At 30.6% G+C, this 18300-nt stretch carries 12 protein-coding genes; 4 read left to right on the top strand and 8 right to left on the bottom strand.

Annotation, left to right across the window (positions count from 1 at the left end):
* Nucleotides 1-67: 67 nt before the first annotated feature.
* The 5 genes from CALAG_RS04045 to CALAG_RS04025 form a co-directional block, all read right to left on the bottom strand.
* A complete protein-coding gene (locus tag CALAG_RS04045; protein ID WP_015232470.1) occupies nucleotides 68-1990 on the bottom strand; it encodes an aldehyde ferredoxin oxidoreductase family protein in 1923 nt (640 codons plus the stop codon).
* Nucleotides 1991-2494, bottom strand: a complete 504-nt coding sequence (locus CALAG_RS04040) for a 4Fe-4S dicluster domain-containing protein (RefSeq protein WP_245529275.1) — start codon at nucleotides 2492-2494, stop codon at nucleotides 1991-1993.
* An 87-nt stretch (nucleotides 2495-2581) separates the two neighbouring features.
* Entirely contained in the window at nucleotides 2582-4579 is a 1998-nt protein-coding gene (locus CALAG_RS04035) for a molybdopterin-dependent oxidoreductase (RefSeq protein ID WP_015232468.1), read from the bottom strand.
* The gene (locus tag CALAG_RS04030) at nucleotides 4576-6003 is read right to left on the bottom strand and encodes a complex I 51 kDa subunit family protein (RefSeq protein WP_015232467.1); all 1428 of its coding nucleotides are present in this window, start codon (nucleotides 6001-6003) and stop codon (nucleotides 4576-4578) included. The genes CALAG_RS04035 and CALAG_RS04030 overlap by 4 nt, the downstream gene beginning before the upstream one ends.
* Nucleotides 6004-6056: 53 nt before the next feature.
* Nucleotides 6057-7913: a S9 family peptidase gene (locus tag CALAG_RS04025; protein WP_048816731.1), complete on the bottom strand. Its 1857-nt coding sequence runs from the start codon at nucleotides 7911-7913 to the stop codon at nucleotides 6057-6059.
* A gap of 293 nt (nucleotides 7914-8206) precedes the next feature.
* Between CALAG_RS04025 and CALAG_RS04020 the strand changes: the two genes are divergently transcribed.
* The 4 genes from CALAG_RS04020 to CALAG_RS04005 all read left to right on the top strand — a co-directional run bounded on the left by CALAG_RS04020 (nucleotide 8207) and on the right by CALAG_RS04005 (nucleotide 16019).
* Nucleotides 8207-11077, top strand: coding sequence for an ABC transporter substrate-binding protein (locus CALAG_RS04020; RefSeq protein WP_015232465.1), 2871 nt, complete (start codon nucleotides 8207-8209; stop codon nucleotides 11075-11077).
* A 349-nt stretch (nucleotides 11078-11426) separates the two neighbouring features.
* The gene (rgy, locus tag CALAG_RS04015) at nucleotides 11427-15056 is read left to right on the top strand and encodes a reverse gyrase (RefSeq protein ID WP_015232464.1); all 3630 of its coding nucleotides are present in this window, start codon (nucleotides 11427-11429) and stop codon (nucleotides 15054-15056) included.
* Between the two features lie 67 nt (nucleotides 15057-15123).
* Complete coding sequence (locus CALAG_RS04010; RefSeq protein WP_015232463.1) at nucleotides 15124-15387, top strand: DNA-binding protein; 264 nt, start codon at nucleotides 15124-15126, stop codon at nucleotides 15385-15387.
* A gap of 203 nt (nucleotides 15388-15590) precedes the next feature.
* Nucleotides 15591-16019: a universal stress protein gene (locus tag CALAG_RS04005; protein WP_015232462.1), complete on the top strand. Its 429-nt coding sequence runs from the start codon at nucleotides 15591-15593 to the stop codon at nucleotides 16017-16019.
* A gap of 2 nt (nucleotides 16020-16021) precedes the next feature.
* Here CALAG_RS04005 and CALAG_RS04000 read toward each other — a convergent pair whose 3' ends face one another.
* From CALAG_RS04000 to CALAG_RS03990, 3 genes are all read right to left on the bottom strand, one after another.
* The gene (locus tag CALAG_RS04000) at nucleotides 16022-17194 is read right to left on the bottom strand and encodes an MFS transporter (protein ID WP_015232461.1); all 1173 of its coding nucleotides are present in this window, start codon (nucleotides 17192-17194) and stop codon (nucleotides 16022-16024) included.
* A 71-nt stretch (nucleotides 17195-17265) separates the two neighbouring features.
* On the bottom strand, nucleotides 17266-17961 hold the full coding sequence (locus CALAG_RS03995) for a purine-nucleoside phosphorylase (RefSeq protein WP_015232460.1): 696 nt from the start codon (nucleotides 17959-17961) through the stop codon (nucleotides 17266-17268).
* A 20-nt stretch (nucleotides 17962-17981) separates the two neighbouring features.
* Nucleotides 17982-18257: a PolB1-binding protein PBP2 family protein gene (locus CALAG_RS03990; protein ID WP_015232459.1), complete on the bottom strand. Its 276-nt coding sequence runs from the start codon at nucleotides 18255-18257 to the stop codon at nucleotides 17982-17984.
* Nucleotides 18258-18300 lie beyond the last annotated feature (43 nt).

Below are 18300 nucleotides of genomic sequence, written 5' to 3'. Positions count from 1 at the left end.
CACCTAATAGAGAACAACTGTTCTCTAAGTATAAAAATTTTTATTGATATACTATAATAAAAAAGGATTAATTTGATAACTTTTTAATTTTTTCTAAATATTCTGCAACATCGTTTAAGCCAAGTCTTTCTAGGGTTGATTTCTTTATATAACCTGTTTCTTTATCCCAACCAAATCCTTCATATGATTCTTCTAAAAGCTCTTTTGGTTTTTCTACTTTTAATCCTTTTGCAGGACCAGACTCTATAGGAGTTATAACCCTCTTTGGGAGCATATCATGAGATTTTTCCAATCCTTCTCTAATATTAAATGCCCTCTTCAAATTCCATGATCTTTCACCCGCTTCAAATATTTGCATTGGTGTCAATTCAATACCTGTTAGTGATGAATATAGGGTAGCCAGCCTTTTTGGCGACAATGAACCAGTTTCAGTAGTAGCTGCATAGAAGTTGCAATAACCTAAGGAATTAATTACTTCACCATATAAAGCTATAACCCTATACGCTTTTCCTCTGTTAACTCCCACTTCTTCAAGCCTATCTGGTAACGGCCAAGGAAGACCAACCTCTCTTAAACCACTATCAACACCCATCATATCATAAGATGGATATATGGGATGTTCATGGCAGGCTCCTCTAGGACCTACAGCATATTGTATTGCTAAAAACTTAGATTCAACTCTTGGATCATGAGCAGGAAATTCCAAGCCTTTTACATGATTTACAAGATTCTCGGATCCTTTACCTATTTTTTTAGCAGCCCAATAGCTTCCTTCAGCTAATAAATTACCGAAGCCCTTTCTGTAAGCTATCATGTCTACTAATTCTAAAAATGTATCAGCATCTCCCCATTTTAACTTTATTCCACCTGTTTCTTTATCTGTAATCATTCCCATTTCATATGCCTCTATAGCCCATGAGATTGTATGACCCAACGTAATGGTGTCCATACCATAATTATTAGCCAGGTAATTATATCTAATTATAGCTTCCATGTTTCCAATCATGGGCATTGCGCCTGCCATATCAGCAGTTTCATATTCTGGTCCTTCGCTTGGTGGAGTAGAATAATTTCCTGCTGCAACATAAGAATACCTGCTGCAACCTATTGTACAACTATAACATGCCCTTCTCTTTATCATATAGTTATTTTCCAAATAATCAGCCGATATTTTATTTGCCTTCTCAAAATAACCAGTTCTGAAGTTTTGTGTTGGCAACCCCCCCATAGCGTTTAATCCTTTTAATCCTCCTATAGTCCCATGTGCACCCATGGCTCTATTACTTGGATCATTTATTATAGCATTTTCAGCTTCATAACTTAATGAGAGGAACCTTTCTGGGTCATATACTTTAACACCATATCCTCCAGCAGCAACAATTGCCTTTAATTTCTTTGATCCCATTACAGTACCTCCACCACTTCTGCCTGCTGCTCTATCATAATCATTCATTATTGATGCATATCTAACTAAATTTTCTCCAGCTGGACCAATTGCAGCTATGGAAACATCTTTAGCTCCAATTTCTCTCTTTAATGTATCTGTTGCTTGATGAACTGTCATGCCCCATAGATGAGAAGCTTTTCTTAACTCTGCCTTACCTCCTTCTAAATATAAGTATACAGGCTCATCTGATTTTCCTTTAATAACTATCATATCGAAACCGCTGAATTTTAAAAATGGTCCAAATTTACCTCCTGACCTTGTTTCTCCCCAGAAATTAGTTTGTGGAGATTTAAAAGCCCAGAATATATTACCGCTTCCTGGAGCTAAGGTGCCTGTCATTGGGCCTGCTGTTGCTATTAATAAATTATCTGGAGATAATGGATCTGTTAATGGTTCTTGCTCATCCCACATTAATCTAGCAGCGAAACCAAGTCCTCCTATATATAATTTAGGCCAATCTTTTTTGAGTTCATCGACAACGATTTTTTTCTTAGTTAAATCAACCCTCAAAATCCTTCCAGTATAACCATACCATTCATCCATTTATATCGCCTCCCTTGTTCTTGGAGAAGGATAAGGAACTATTGGAACCATGCCTTTTTTCTGAAGCTCTGCAAAGAAATACCTTTTATAATATGCTGCATCGTTAGCTTCTATATATGCTAAAGCATTTTCAGGACATGCCTTAACACATTGAGGATCTCCACCACATAAATCACATTTAACTGCTTTCTTTTCTATATGATCTAAGGTAATAACTCCATAAGGACAGACAACTATGCAATTTGTACATCCATCACATTTATTTCTATCTATTAAAACTGCAAATGTGTTCGGGTCTCTATATATTGCATTTTCAGGACAAACCCCAGGCATAGCACATAACCCGCATTCAATACAAAAGGTAGGTGCATCTAATGGTTCGTTTTCAAGTCTAACGACATGGATTGCCGATAATGATGGATCTATTATATTAAAATGCTGAAACGAACAGGCTTCTTCGCATCTACCACATCCAGTACATCTATCAGGAATTGCCATCAGCATCTTTACCAATAAAACCACCATAATTACTTAGTACTCCAAAAAATATAACTCTTATTATTTGTGTATTTATATCTTTTAAGGGATTTATTAGATAAAATTTAACATACTCTTTATATTTTTAAGAGCTTCGTTTTTTTCTTGTCTTTCCCCTCCTAATCTTATTATTAGGTCATTTATAATATCAAATTCTTGTTTACCTTCTCTTTCAATAACCTTATTAACTTTTCTCAAATTAAAGTCCTCAGATAAATAATGTCCATCTTTTTCTAGAAATGTAGATGAAGGGATAACCATTTTTGCTAAATATCTAGCAGTTGTATCAATTATTGGGCTTATTTCCGCTATAAATTCTATTTTACCTAATGATTTCATTAACTCCTCTCTTTTTGTTGACCATGTAACTAAATTGTTTCCTATTATTATCAAGACCTTTAGGTTTCCTATTTCATCAATTATTTCTTTATGTGTTTTATTTTCATTTTCTCTTTGAATAATATATAACGATTCAAGAACATCTCCATCCTTAATTAAAGGATTAATATAAACATTTCTATATGATGATTTCAAAATTAAATACAAATTGATTAATTCATTAATCATTTCTTCCTCTACTTCAACAAAAATCGATATGGGTAATTTATTTATATAGCTTAATACATTATTGGCCATATCTTCATATTGTTTCTCCACATTTATAGATTTAATTTTATCAAGAAACTCATTAATATTATTTACATGTTTATTAAGGTAATCCTTATCATATTTACCTTCTTTAATTAATTTTGCTTCAATTGCTCTGAACAAATTAATTAAACCTTTCTTTTCATTATATAAGTAAACATCTGATTGCTCATGAATAGATCTAAAGTCATCAATATCATCTATAACAATAAGATTTGATTTACCTCTTAACCAAGCTTGTCTAAACATAGATGATATTGCTGGATGATGTCTTTCTACATCACCAATAGAGATTATTGTGCCCATTTTTTCTATATCATTTAATTTTATAGGTTTTTCTTCTTTTATAATTGAATATAATTCTCTTATATTATTATAATTAAGATCAACTATGCTATATATATTATTAGTCTTTATCAATTCTTTTACTAATTTGTTTAACAAATAATATTCTTCAAGAGCTATTCTATTACTTATTACAAATCCAACGCTGTTTGGTCCATAATTTTTTATTGAATCTTGGATCTTATTTGCTAAAATGTTTAACGCTTCCTCATATTTTATCCTTTTCCAATTATTTCCTGATTTAAGCAAAGGTTCCATAATTCTATCATTGCTATAATATAAATTCTCCCATTGATATCTACCAACAATACAATTTGCAGAATATTTTAACTTTGTTTCATCACCTTTAATCATAACAGGTTTATCATTTGATATACCGACATTAACTGGGCACGTTGCTGAGCATAGAATACAAGAAGATTCAACAAATTTATTAGGACTTCCATAATTTATAACAAAAGAATCTTCTATAGCTCCGCTTGGACATACATCAATACAACTCCTGCAACTTATACATGAACTATTTCCTAATTTATCGTCTTCTGCAACAATTAAAGAATTATAACCCCTATTAACAACCCTCCAAACGAGCTTACCTATCACATCTTCACATACCCTGACACAATTATAACAATTAACGCATCTGTTCATATTTACATAAATATAAGGATGACTTTTGTCATAAAGTCCTTCATCTTCAACCTTTTTATTGCCGTCTAGCCCATATTTATTAAGCAATTCGTGAAATTTTTTATCAGGATATTTATCTTTATAACCTATAGGATAATTTTCAGCTAATAATTTCAAATTTTCTTTTCTTAGCATTTCAACATCAGGATCATCTGTAATTATTTCCATTCCATCGCTTATGTAGTTATTACAAGACGTAATTATTCCTTTTCCATTAACTTTGACTAAGCAAAGCCTACAAGAACCATAAGGATTTAGTCTTTCATCATAACACAGTGTTGGAACATCAATTCCATTATCTCTTAACGCGTTTAAAATAGTAATCTTTTTATTAAAATTATATTCAATACCATTAATTTTAACCCTCATCTTATCACCTCATTACCATATTTATTTAAAATTGAAAATACTACATCTCCCGTTCCAATTCCTAACCCACAAAGACTTGTATTCTTTAATGCTAACAATACATCATTTACTTCTTTCAATTCATTTTTCTCAAAATATCCCTTAGATATTAAATCCTTTAATTTCTTGGTCCCTAACCTACAAGGAGTACATTTACCACAAGATTCATAAGACGAGAATTCTAATATTTCATAAAGCAAATCGGCTATTTTTGTTTCATCATTGAATGCTATGATATTTCCATGTCCTAGAGATGAGCCTATTTCTTTTAATTCCTCATATCCAAGCTTTGTATTTAGTTCTTCTGGAGTTATGATCCCTGATAAGGGTGCTCCTATAATTAGACCCTTTAAATTACCTCTTTTTAAACCCCCCGCTTTCTTTATTATTTCATCCAATGTTATACCAAACTCTACCTCATATAATCCGGGTTTTTTAAATAATGAATTTAATGATATTAGTTTTGTCCCCCTACTTTTTGAAAAACCAAGATCATAATATTTTTTGCCTCCATTTTTTATAATATATGGTATGTTTGATATTGTTTCAACATTATTAACAACAGTAGGCTTGCCAAAAAGACCTCTTTCAGTTGGATAAGGAGGTCTTGAATTAGGTTCAGGTCTTCTACCCATAATAGCATTTATTAAAGCTGTTTCTTCTCCAACTACATAACTTCCTTTTCCAATTTCTACATTTATTTTTGGAATTTTTTTACCATTAAAGTAATTTTTAATTTCTATTATAGCGTTTTTTATCCTTGAAATGCTTTTTGGATACTCTCTTCTTATATAGAAATAGATTTCCTTTGCGTTTATAGCATAAGCTGCTATTAGAGCTCCTTCAATAACTAAATATGGAGAATATTCCATCAAAAATCTATCGCTAAACGCTCCAGGATCTCCTTCATCTCCATTTATAATTAAATATCTTTCTTCTTCTTTTTGATTATATGCTGATTCCCATTTTAATCCTGTTGGAAAACCTGCCCCTCCTCTACCTCTTAAATATGAAACCTTTACTTCATTTATTACATCTTTTTGGCTTAAAGAAGTAATAGCATATTCGTATGAGCTCATACCACCCATTTTTATATAATCTTTTAATGAGTAAATGCCATTTTTCAAATAATTTCCCAAAACAGGCTCTTTAGAAATGATATCTATTAATGGCTTAGGATCTTCATTCGTTGAAGACGGTGAAGAATAGCATTTACCAAGACAATATGTCCTTGGATTTTGTTCCTTAGCTTTATTCCAATAATCCATATTTTCGTTTCTATTTACAAAACATGAAAGACCTCTGCAATATTCTTCTGGTAATTCTTTATCAGCAAATGCATAGAATGTATTAATTTCTTTTTTAGGAAGGTTAATTCTAACCATCTAGCTCACAAGTTTTTAGTATATTTCAGAAGATAAAAAAGATTAACATAAGATCAAGATTTATTTTTCAATTTTTCATTAATAAAATCAAGTTTGATTTGGTATCTTTTCCTTCTATGCCTTGGTTCAGCCTTTGAACTATGTCCATGACTACCTTTTGTGAATAAGATTAATCTACTTTCCTTGTTGTTCATAAGTAATGAAACATGCATTGCTAAAGATTGATCAACAAAACATCTATAATCTTGGTTACTATGTATTAGCAATAGAGGCGTTGTAACGTTTTTTATTGAATAAACAGGACTTTTCTTCAAATATTCTTCTAAATTATCGAATGGAGTTTTACCTATTTGATCTATATCAAACCAATAACCTATATCTGAGGCATAATAATCTGATATCCAATCTGCTATTCCATTTTCACTTACAGCCGCTTTGAACAAATTTGTTTTTGTTATAAATACATTAGTCATGAAACCTCCATAACTTATACCAGTAACGGCCATTCTTTCTTTATCAACATTATAATTGTTTATAACATAGTTTAGGAATTGCATTAATTCATTGAAATCTTCTTCTCCATATTTTCCTCTTATATCAGCAAATTTTTCCTCATAACTATCACTTCCTGTTGGATTTGCATATACTATTGCATAATTATTTGATGCAAATAATTGCATTTCTGGATAGAAATTGTAGCCATAAAATCCCTTAGGACCTCCATGTATAAACAAGATTAAAGGCTTTTTATCACTTCCTTCAGGCATTATAATCCATCCATCGATTCTCTTACCATTAACATTAATTACCTCATGTTTAGGCTCATATAATTTTACATCATTCAAATATTCGTTATAATGGGTTAATTGATAAGAGGTTTTACTATCATATAAATAAACCTCAGGACCCTTTATTGGTTCTGTATATGCATATACTAACTTATCATTATTTGAGCTACCAGCTATAACGTATCCATTTTTAATAACTTCTTCGAATCCATCATTTTTATAGATCATTATTTTAGAATAACCCATATCATAAACTATTAAAGCAATGGAACCTAAGAATTCACCTAAAATAGATACAATGTTTCTGTCAATTTTATTACAACTTAAACAAATAGCATTATTATCAATTTTATATAGTTTTAAATGACTAGAAATTCCTATTTCATTGTTATGCATTAAAGCGTATAAAGTATTGTTAATACAAGTCAGATAATCTATTGAAAAAGCCTCTAAAACAATGCTTTCTTCCTTGTTCTCTATGTTTATTTTGACCAATTTTTGTTTATTGGGGTCTCTAAAATCTATTGGTGTTGAATAATATATGGCTCCATTACATGAACTTATTGCATAAATATAATTATTTTCTGTTTTTATCTCATTTAAATGTCCTGAATGTATATTTATTAAATAAATGGTATAAAGATAATTACCTATTAAACTTGAATCATCTTTCCAAAATGGTAATCTATCTGAATAGTAATAATCGTTATCTTCATCATAAAATTTATCATTATTAGGAACTATTGCAATTAAATTATTATCATCAAACCAATCTAGTTGTATAACACCATTTTTGAACCATGCTATTTTTCTTGGTTCTCCATTTAAGTTATATAAATAAATGCCTTGACCTTTAGTTGTTTCACTCTCTTCCCTTCTACTTAAAAATGCTATCTTTTCTCCATCAGGTGACCATCTAGGGGACGAATCGCTTCCGCTAGTCAAAAATGCTTCTTTCATATTATTCATTATTATATGAATAAAGTTAAGATTTTTATTTTTGTCAACATCAGGTTTTGTATAAGATATCGCAATATTACCTTTTGAGGATATTTTTACTTCGTTAATAGTAGTTAAATTAAGGATATCATCAATAGTGAAAGACCTTTTGCTCAAAACCAAAGCATACACCCAGATATCTTTATTAATATAAAATTAAAAATTTATCTTAATATTAAATACCTTAATATATTTAATTATTAATATTAATCTACTAAATTGTAGTTCTAAAAATCATAAGGGTATTTTATATTCCATAAATAAATGAAACAATATTTTAACATATAAAATGCAAATGAAATAATCGAGAATAAAACTATCATAAAGTAATTCTATTATGTTCATATATACAAAACTAAGCAAAAAATTTAAATATCTCTACTAATTTTGTATATTTAGACCTAAACGGTGGGAATATGTTTAGGGGGAATTATTATAGATCAATATCTAAAAATATTTTAGTAATTATTTTAGTAATAATAGTTGTAGTAGGAGCATCAACAGCAGTATTGCTATCAATGAAAAAGGGGCCCGCAAAGCCGTCTTCAAAAAGCACAACAACTAGTACTTCAACGGTTCAAACTACTTCAACGACAAGTACCTCTACTTCAACGGTTCAAACTACTTCAACAAGTCTAACAACAAGTACGCAAAATATGCTATCACCGCCTCTTCCGGAAAGTTATTCTGCATTAACAAATTCTCCATTATTAATAACTATAAGCTCTGTACAAAATGGTTATTATGCAATATTATTTGATGGAGCTGGAAATCAGCAAAAAATCACATCTCAATATGCGAATTTGACATATATTTATCCAGGTCAATATTTGGTATACTATAACTTATATAATAGTAATGGAGAACTTGTGGGTAGTTCATCTAATAATTTAATAGAAATTTTAGTGCTGCCAAACATATTAAATTCTACTTACGCATCTTTAATTACAATACCTGTAATAACTTCTAATATAGGACCGGTAATAAATGAAGGAGAAAAGTTAACATTAAATGCTGGTTATTTACAACCTCCTTCAGGAATTAATATAACCATAAAAGAATACGTTTGGAATTTTGGAAATGGTTCTACACTAATAATCCCATCTTTAAATGCAACAGGATACGCTTTGCAAGTGTATAAAACGGGATCTGGTAATACCACATATCTGAAACCAAAGTTAAATCCCGTTAATGTAACCTATAGTCAACCTGGGTTATATTCAGTTAGCCTAACCATTGTAACAGAAAATATATCAAATGGGAAGGTTTATAATTACACTACATATAAAACTATAGCAGTAACCTCTAACAATGTAACATTTAACTTATATGCATCACAATCTGCAATACCTAACCAAGGAGTAATTGTAGATGCTGAAGTAGTTCCAGGAGGACCGTTTACATTTGATCCTGATTTATTCCCAGATACGGTTAGTAATGAAATAATAAACAACATTTATGGTGCATTATTGTGGTATTATCAATCAAGTACAACTAAATTTATACCTATGCTTGCAGAATACATACCAACTGTTGGTAATTGGTCAAACATAACTGCTAGATATTTATATGGAGCAATTTCACCAAATTATACAATTTACATATTTAAAATAAGACCTGGTTTAAAGGCATCTAATGGAGATCCTATAACAGCATATGATGTATGGTATAGTATGATAAGAGCATTAGTGTGTGCTGGTGGAATACCAGCTGGATCTGGAACAAATTTGGCACCCTTCACCGTTCCTAACTATACATTGTTTACATTTATAGTGAGTTCTCCAAATGATTCCTTGGGTGCTAAAGAGATAATAGACTCTGTTTCCTATGATAATGCAACAAACACAGTTACTTTTCATTTAATACAACCTGTTTCACCAGCATTTTTCTTCAATATGATGACAACATTTGATTATGTAATGGACGCAAAATGGCTAGAGAGCGTAGGTGATGGATTAAATTTAACAGGGTTATATGATAACAACTTCACTCAATTAGCTCAAGCATTTTATCAATATCAACAAACATGCATAGCTGGTAATTATAATACACAAGTTCAATGGCCATCATCAAATGCAGGTTTTACTGGACCATATTATATAGCATCATTTACACCTGGAGAAAGCGTTGTATTAAAGCCAAACCCATACTGGCCCAATAACATAACATACTTCCCAAAGCCTAATGATACCGTTATAGTAGATTGGGTAAAAGATCCAACAACTGCTATAAACATGCTAGCTAGTGGACAAGCTGATATAGTAACTTTTCCAAAAAGCACTCCTACTCAATATATACCCACATTGATGCAATTGCAAAGTCAAGGTAAGATAAAAATGTATTCTGAGCCTTCATTGAATGAGTGGTGGTTTGCATTTAATTTTAATATAAGTGAACCTTTACTAAAACAAATAAACCCATCTTATCATATTCCATCATATTACTTTGCAAACCCATTAGTTAGAGAGGCATTTGCATATGCATTCAATTACACAGAATACATAAATGATGTATTGGGCAATGCAAAATATCATATGAATCTAGGACAGCCATGGTGCGGTATACAAATACCTGGTCTTGATTATTCAGTTCCACCATCAGAGATAACAGGTTGCCCAACATTTAACTTAACATATGCAAAACAATTAATGGAAGAATCTGGATTTTACAACATATCAGTATACTTCCCAATTATTGTATCAAGTGGTGATACTGTTGATTTCACAGCAGCAGAGATGTGGGCACAAGCATTGCATGAAATGGATCCAAATATAAATGCTCAACCATTATACATGCCGTTCTCAACTATAATATCATATATGATACCTGGAGAAAATCCAATGCCAGTATATTATTTGGATTGGAATGGAATTCCAGTAACATGGTATTGGCTACCTTTCATATATCAACAAGGTGGGATATATGCAGGTCCTGATGGAGTAGACGTTAATTATCTTGAACAGCTATCATTAAAATTCAATCAAACAAATAACACATATATAGGTGCATTAATTTGGCAGGAAGCTCAACAATATAATCAATTAAACAATGAAATAATACAGGCAGATCTAGCCGATGAACAAGGATGGGCCAATGCTTCAGCCTTAATTAAAAATGCCCAACAATCTGCTGTAAATCTATATCTATATGTTTATGTAGTGATACCTAGTAAATTCTGGATTCTAGGATCATACATGAATGCATATCAAAACAATCTGGCTTGGCAATCTAATCCAGCAATAACTAATGGGTTAGAATCATTCTTCTGGTGGTGGGAAAAGCCTTAATTTTATATTTTTTTATAAGATTATAACCTTCTTTTGAGAAGGTAATAAATAACAAAAAATTTTTATTAAACTAAAAAGTCAGTTTCATGCTAAATTAAAGGATTTTATATAATGAAGTATGTAACATTATCATCATTTTCAAATGAAGATTTTCTGTTATTAGTAATGCAACATTATTTTATCTATTTTTAAGTCAGATGCCCGTAAAGTAATCAAATAAATTAAGAAATTACAAGCTAAGGAAATCCTATTGAACAACAAAGAAATTAGGATGACATACCCTTAACGCTTAATAACTCTGAATGTTTAGACACATTTTAAACGAGGATGGCCCTCAGGCGGTAAACCAATGTCTTTAAATCCAATATTTAGACATCTATGTCCAAATTGTGGGAAGGAGATAACATCAGATAGATTAGAGAAAGGATTACCATGCAAAGTATGCTTAGAAACAGAATTAGAGGATAATGATCCGATTTTAATTGGAGAAATGCTCAAAAAATCAGGCAAACTTTATGGTTATTCTTGGCTATATTATTTGGAGAATAGTTTTAGAGAATTTAAAGAATATTTTGAAAAAACAACTGGATATATTTTATCTAGTGCACAAAAAAGTTGGGCCAGAAGGCTGTTATATCCAGAAAGTTTTTCCATTGTTGCTCCTACAGGAGTTGGAAAATCTACATTATTAATGGTTTATACCGCCTTCAGGGCCATTAATGGATCTGATAAAAAAATTATGTATTTAACGCCAACCGAAAATCTTGTTGCCCAAACATACGAGAGATTAAAAGCATTTCTTAATGATGGCATAGCATTTTATTATTCTTCAATGCCTAAAAAATTAAAAGAGGAAATGACTACAAAAATTAATAATGGAGAATTTAAAATATTAATTATAACTCCTGGATACTTAATGAAAAATTTCAATAAACTTAAAGAATATTCGCCTTTTGGATTAATAGTTGTGGACGATGTTGATAGCCTTTTGAGAAACAGTAAAAATATAGATAGAGTATTGGTTTTACTTGGTTATTCTCAGGAAAGCGTTGAAATAGCTTACGAGTTGGTTAACAAAAAAATGAATTATGGCATAGCCTTATCTAACAAAAAAGAAGATAAAATAAAGCAATTAGAACAGGAAATATCAGATTTACAAATGAAACTGTTATTGAGTAATAATGAAGAAATGAAGGGTCAACTAATTATTGCATCGGCAACTGGTAGGCCAAAAGGTATCAAACACCTAATATTTAGAGAATTATTAGGATTTGAAATTGGTGGTGGTACAGATTATTTAAGAAATGTTATAGACACATATAAGATCTCCAACTCTGTATTTAAAGATACAGTTGAATTAGTTAAAAAACTAGGTAATGGGGGAATAATTTTTATTTCACAATCATATGGAAAAAATGCTGTAAAGCCTCTTTTAGAAATGCTTAAAGAAAATGGAATAAATGCCATACAAGCCATATCAAATTCAAGAAGAGCTATCGAGAAACTTCAAAGAAACGAAGTAAGTGTAATTGTTGGTCTAGCAAGCAGATATGGAACAATTGTTAGAGGTATTGATTTACCAGAAATTATAAGATACGCTATATTCATAGGAACACCAGCAAGAAAGCTTGAATTAAAAACTGCATTAATTTCTCCTCAGAGACTTTTAAGAATTGTAATGTTCTTAGAGGAAAAAGATCAATCATTTTCAAGCCTAAGAAAGAGCTTAGAAAGCTTTCTTTCTAAGTATGGAGAACAATCTCCATTAGTTGCTGCTGTACTTAGAGGAGAATTAGAAGCTAAAGGCATATTGAAGACGATGAAGGAAGTTATAAATAATTCGATACCAAAAGTTTACAATGCAATACTTAATTATGTTCCTAACGATGGCAATATCATAAAAATAGGCTCATTTGTAATAAGAAACGAAAAAAATGCTTTATATCTTTATTCTTCTGATGGACCAACTTATCTTCAGGCTAGTGGAAGAACTAGCAGGCTTTATTATGGTCATATGACTAAGGGATTATCAATAATAATTGATGAGATGCCAGAATTGGTTGAATCTATGAGCGAAAAATTGAGATGGATAAGTCAAGCAAATTTTGTAAAGTTTGAAGACATAAATTTGGATGAAGTTATAAAAGAATTAGAAGAATCAAGAAAAATAAATGGAGGAAAGAAAGTAAATATAGTTAGCGAATTAATAATTGTTGAAAGCCCTACTAAGGCAAAGACTATATCAAGTTTCTGGGGTAAACCTGCTAGGAGGAGGGAAGGTAATCTTAATATTTATGAAACAACTACTGTAGATCCTCTAACAAACACAGTTTATCTTTTAACAATAACAGCATCAAAAGGGCATGTATATGAATTGATAGTGGATGATAATACAGATTCCTGTTATGGAATAAAAATTAATGATTCTGTAATAAGTCCATTGTATACTTCAATAAAAAGATGTTTAAAATGTGGTTACCAATTTACTCAAGAAACTAATGAATGCCCTAGATGCGGTTCAAGTATAGTCGTTACATCTGAATCTATTTTGCAATCAATAAAAAGGTTAGCAACAGAAGTTGATCAAATATTGATAATGACTGATCCAGATAGGGAAGGTGAAAAAATTGCATGGGATTTATATTTAGCATTAAGACCCTATAATAAAAACATTTATAGATCAGCATTCCATGAAGTAACATTAAATGCAGTTTTAGAAGCCTTAAGAAATCCTGGGAAACTAAATAAAGGTTTAGTAAATGCACAAATATCAAGAAGAATAGATGATAGATGGGTTGGATTTTCTACAAGCAAATATCTTCAAAATAAATACAGCAAACTATGGCTAGGAGCTGGAAGAGTTCAAACCCCAGTACTTGGATGGATCATTGATAGATACAATGAATACAAGAAAGAGCTTGGATATAAAATAAAGGTGAAGCTTCCTAGTGGAAACTATATTTATTATTATACAAAAGATAAAGAGCAAGCTGAAAACGCTGTTAAAAACAGCAAGATTAAATTAAAAACTCTAAGGATTTATAATGAAGAAATGAATCCATTACCTCCATACACAACGGATGCATTAATATATGATGCAAGTCAAAAATACGGCTTTACTGCACAAATAACAATGAAATTAGCGCAAGATCTATTTTATTCAGGTTTAATAACTTACCATAGAACTGATTCTATTAGAATTTCTCAATTAGGAATTCAAGTAGCAAAAGAATATCTCCAAAAAAATAATCTATTGCAATACTTTAAACCAAGAACTTGGAGTGAGGAAGGAGCACATGAAGCTATTAGAACAACAAGGCCATTAAATGCACAAGAATTGGAGAGAGGTATATTAGAAAGAACTATTAAAGTCCCTATAGAACTGACTCAGTATCATTACAAACTTTATCAGATGATATTTGAAAGATTTTTAGCAAGCCAAATGACCTCCTCAATAATAGAAAAAGCTGTAGTAAGAATAAGTTTAGGTGAATTAACAATAGAAAAAGATTTCAACGTGTCAATAATAAAGGATGGATTTACATTAATATCAAAACCAATTATTGAAAATTGGATCAAAAAAGAACCTAATGCTGAATATGAAATTAATGTAGATAATGTTATTTATTATAAAGGTAGTCTTATAGAGCCTTATAAAAATGGTGACTTAGTAATGCTCATGAAGAAGAAAAACATAGGAAGGCCTAGCACATATGCAAAAGTTATAGAGTCAAATATAAGACATGGATATGTTATCGAAAGTAAAAAGCAAAAATATATGATACCAACAAAGAATGGAATTGAGATATACCAGGACCTTATGGGTTCTATATTTAAGGAACTCTTGACAGAAGAAAGCAGCAGAGTTTTAGAAGAGCAATTAGATATGATAGAAAATCAGAAAATTTCCCCAATAGATTTTATTAATTCCGTTTATAATGAAATATTTGTAAAAAGATTGAATAATTATTGTAGATAAAATTGCAAAGACAAATAAAAGTTATATATTTAATTTCTCAAGGTTAAAGTAAAGATAGGTGCATTAAATGGAAGAAAGAGTCAAAATTAATTTGGGAAAGGAAGCTATTGAAGATTACGCATTACAGGCTATATTAGAACTTAATAAAGGAACAAAGCAGGTAGAAATTACAGGAGTTGGAGAAAATGTATGCAAGGTTGCTGAAGTATATTTAGCTATGAAATCTAGGTTAGGTGATAGCCTAAAAATAGTTTCATCATTAATAGGTACGTCTAAAACCAAAGGGAAGAAAAGCAGCTACTTAACAATAGTTATAGAAAAAACTGCATAAGCTCAGACGGGGATATTGACTTCATTTATCCGACGATATCAGCATCATCACCGCTTTATATTCCATTAATCATTAATATGCCCTCTGTAACACAGGCCAAGCTCATCTATCGCGCCTGCAGCGGTCTTCATCGGGCATTAATTAATATTATCTGCAAACATTTATATATTATTAGATCACATATTATAAATAGAGGTGAAAGTTTGTATAAAAAGATTCTTGTTGGTTATGATGGTTCTGAAGGTGGGGAAAGGGCATTATCTAAAGCTGTTGAATTAGGCAAAGTGCTAAATTCAGAAATATGCTTAATAACTGTTGTACCTCCTGCATCAGCAATAGTTGGAGAAATTGTTAGTCCTGATGTTATTAACAGTGCTGCAATAATTGATTCAACAAAGAAAAAATTATCTGAAATATCAAATAAATTATTGTCTGAAGGGTTTAATGCTAAATATGAAGTTCTTTCTGGAGACCCTGCAGATGCTATATTAAATTATGCAGAAACCCATAATTGTGACCTGATAGTGTTAGGTAGGAGAAGATTATCAAGATTTGAAAGATTAATTCTGGGTAGTGTAACTAGCAAGGTAGCAGGTAAAACAACTAAAGCTGATGTATTGGTTGTACCATAAATTTATTTTCTCTTACTTGGTATTAATGGTAATAAAGCCGTTGATATTACAGCTATTATTGCGAAAATTAACATATCATTATAGAAACCTATTTTATTTAATAATAACCCCCCTATTAAAATACCTATAGCACCTCCTATTGTATTACCAATCCCCCATATCAACGAATTGGCTTGTGCTGAAACATTTCTATCTACTATTTGACCTACATAACCTAATAAAACAGGGAATCCACTAAATGCAAAAAGTGAAAATAATACAAACATAAGAGCCATAATTATTTTAATTTTAATTAATAAAAATCCAATATAAAATAATGTAGCTAAAATAGTTGTTAAAAACACTACTTTCCTTCCCCCAATATCTCCAGTTAATTTTCCAAAATACGGTTGACCAAATATTGCTGTTGCATATGAAACAGTTAAAATAATGCTCATTATTTCTTTTGAATTAAGTAAATGAGATAAGTATGTTGGCACATATGTTTGTACACCTGAAATAAACATTGCCCTAATAAATATAACTATTGCTAAAGGTATCAAAACATAATAATAAGAGCTTAATGAAACCTTATTGGTTGAATCCTTATTTATTTTATATTCTATTTTTATTGGATTTAATCCATAGAATACAATAAATCCAATAATAAATGTGTAAATACCAATAATAGAAAGAGCTAATGGGCCTCCTAAATAATTTATTGTGAATACCAATATAACCGGAAATAATGCTCTCCCTATACTGCCAAAAGAACCATTAATTCCAAGAGCTCTAGGTGAATCCCTAGGGTCAAATGTGTGTTGTAATATTGACCCGCCTAAAGGATGATAAAAAGACAAGCCTGTTCCTAAAAATATTGATGCAATTGCTATGAATATTAAATCATATTTTATATATAAGAATGATATTGCATATAAAATAATTGATAATCCAATCAAGGCATATCCTAAAAGCATTAATTTTGCATGAACTCCTCTTCTATCAGCAATTATACCTACCCACATACTTATTAAACCTGATAATATGTTAATTAATGCCCCCATAACCCCAAGATAGGATGCAGATATTTTCATGTCTAGGTAATATGCTATAAGTATGGAAAATACAATAATAAAGCTATCATTAAGGAAATGCCCTAATGAAGTATATATCAATGCTCTGCGTTTATTGTCCATCATTCCTCCCTCACATTTTTGCTACAGTATAAGTTAAAATATTTATCTATATATAATAAATATATTAAATATTAATTGCTTGTAATGACATTCAATATTATTTTGGCAATCCTTTTAACAACATCATTATAATCCCCTTTTGTACCTTTTATTAAATTATTGCTTGTAACTAATGAACATGCAGATTTAACGCCTCTTAGATTTGAAATTGCAAATAAAGTCGCGCATTCCATTTCAATTCCTATGAAGTTTAATTTTATTAATATATCTATATAATCTTTCTCGGCATAAAATGAATCACTTGAAAAGATTGAACCAACATGATACCTTATTTGGTTATTATTAATTTCTTTAATTAAATCATAAACTAAATCATAGCTTGGATTTGTTGGAGGGCAGATATTATTAAAATACATTCCAAGCCCTGCACCACCATGCCAATATGAAGCACCTGTAGGTATTATAACATCACCTACATCAATTTCTTTCTTTAGCGAACCTACAGTTCCTAATCTAATCAAAACATTTGCACCTAATTTAATTAATTCTTCAATAACTATTGCTGCGCTGGGACCACCTATACCATGAGATGCTAAGGCAACTTCCTTATTATTATAATAACCCTTATAAATAAACAAATTTCTACTTTTGCTTATTTCAACAGGATTTTCCAATAATAATGATAAATTAATTACCCTCTGAGGATCTCCCATAATAATGACCCTATTTGGGACCTCATCAGCATCTAAATGATATACTTTTTTCATCCTCTTACCCCCTAGAAGAATTATATTTCAGGAATACCTTGCTTAGATATATAAACCCTCAATGGATAAGGCAAGTTATAACAATAATTACCTCTTTCTATTAGGCCCATTAAAATCAAATTCTCAATAACTGAACGAGGATCTTTTATTCCTTTTTTCTCTAATTCCATAATTGCCCTTAAATCACCTACTGAAATGCTTTCTAAAAAGTATTTGAAAACCTTTTTCTCTACTTCAGATAAATTCCTTGCTTTTTCTATTATTTTTGAAGAATCTATTAACCATTGTTCTGCCATTTTCCCTCCTTATATTATTAAGGGCACAGGGATTTAATAATTA

This window comes from Caldisphaera lagunensis DSM 15908, assembly GCF_000317795.1.
Taxonomy (GTDB): domain Archaea; phylum Thermoproteota; class Thermoprotei_A; order Sulfolobales; family Acidilobaceae; genus Caldisphaera; species Caldisphaera lagunensis.
The sequence above is the reverse complement of the archived record's forward strand: the minus strand, read 5'-3'. Positions and strand labels throughout refer to the sequence as shown.

What these genes read in the sequence shown, in the direction of transcription:
- CALAG_RS04040 (WP_245529275.1), bottom strand. Translation starts at nt 2,494, where the DNA reads ATGCTGATGGCAATTCCTGATAGATGTACTGGATGTGGTAGATGCGAA.
- CALAG_RS04035 (WP_015232468.1), bottom strand. Translation starts at nt 4,579, where the DNA reads ATGAGGGTTAAAATTAATGGTATTGAATATAATTTTAATAAAAAGATT.
- rgy (WP_015232464.1), top strand. Translation starts at nt 11,427, where the DNA reads ATGTCTTTAAATCCAATATTTAGACATCTATGTCCAAATTGTGGGAAG.
- CALAG_RS03990 (WP_015232459.1), bottom strand. Translation starts at nt 18,257, where the DNA reads ATGGCAGAACAATGGTTAATAGATTCTTCAAAAATAATAGAAAAAGCA.
- CALAG_RS03995 (WP_015232460.1), bottom strand. Translation starts at nt 17,961, where the DNA reads ATGAAAAAAGTATATCATTTAGATGCTGATGAGGTCCCAAATAGGGTC.
- CALAG_RS04030 (WP_015232467.1), bottom strand. Translation starts at nt 6,003, where the DNA reads ATGGTTAGAATTAACCTTCCTAAAAAAGAAATTAATACATTCTATGCA.
- CALAG_RS04000 (WP_015232461.1), bottom strand. Translation starts at nt 17,194, where the DNA reads ATGGACAATAAACGCAGAGCATTGATATATACTTCATTAGGGCATTTC.
- CALAG_RS04010 (WP_015232463.1), top strand. Translation starts at nt 15,124, where the DNA reads ATGGAAGAAAGAGTCAAAATTAATTTGGGAAAGGAAGCTATTGAAGAT.
- CALAG_RS04020 (WP_015232465.1), top strand. Translation starts at nt 8,207, where the DNA reads ATGTTTAGGGGGAATTATTATAGATCAATATCTAAAAATATTTTAGTA.
- CALAG_RS04045 (WP_015232470.1), bottom strand. Translation starts at nt 1,990, where the DNA reads ATGGATGAATGGTATGGTTATACTGGAAGGATTTTGAGGGTTGATTTA.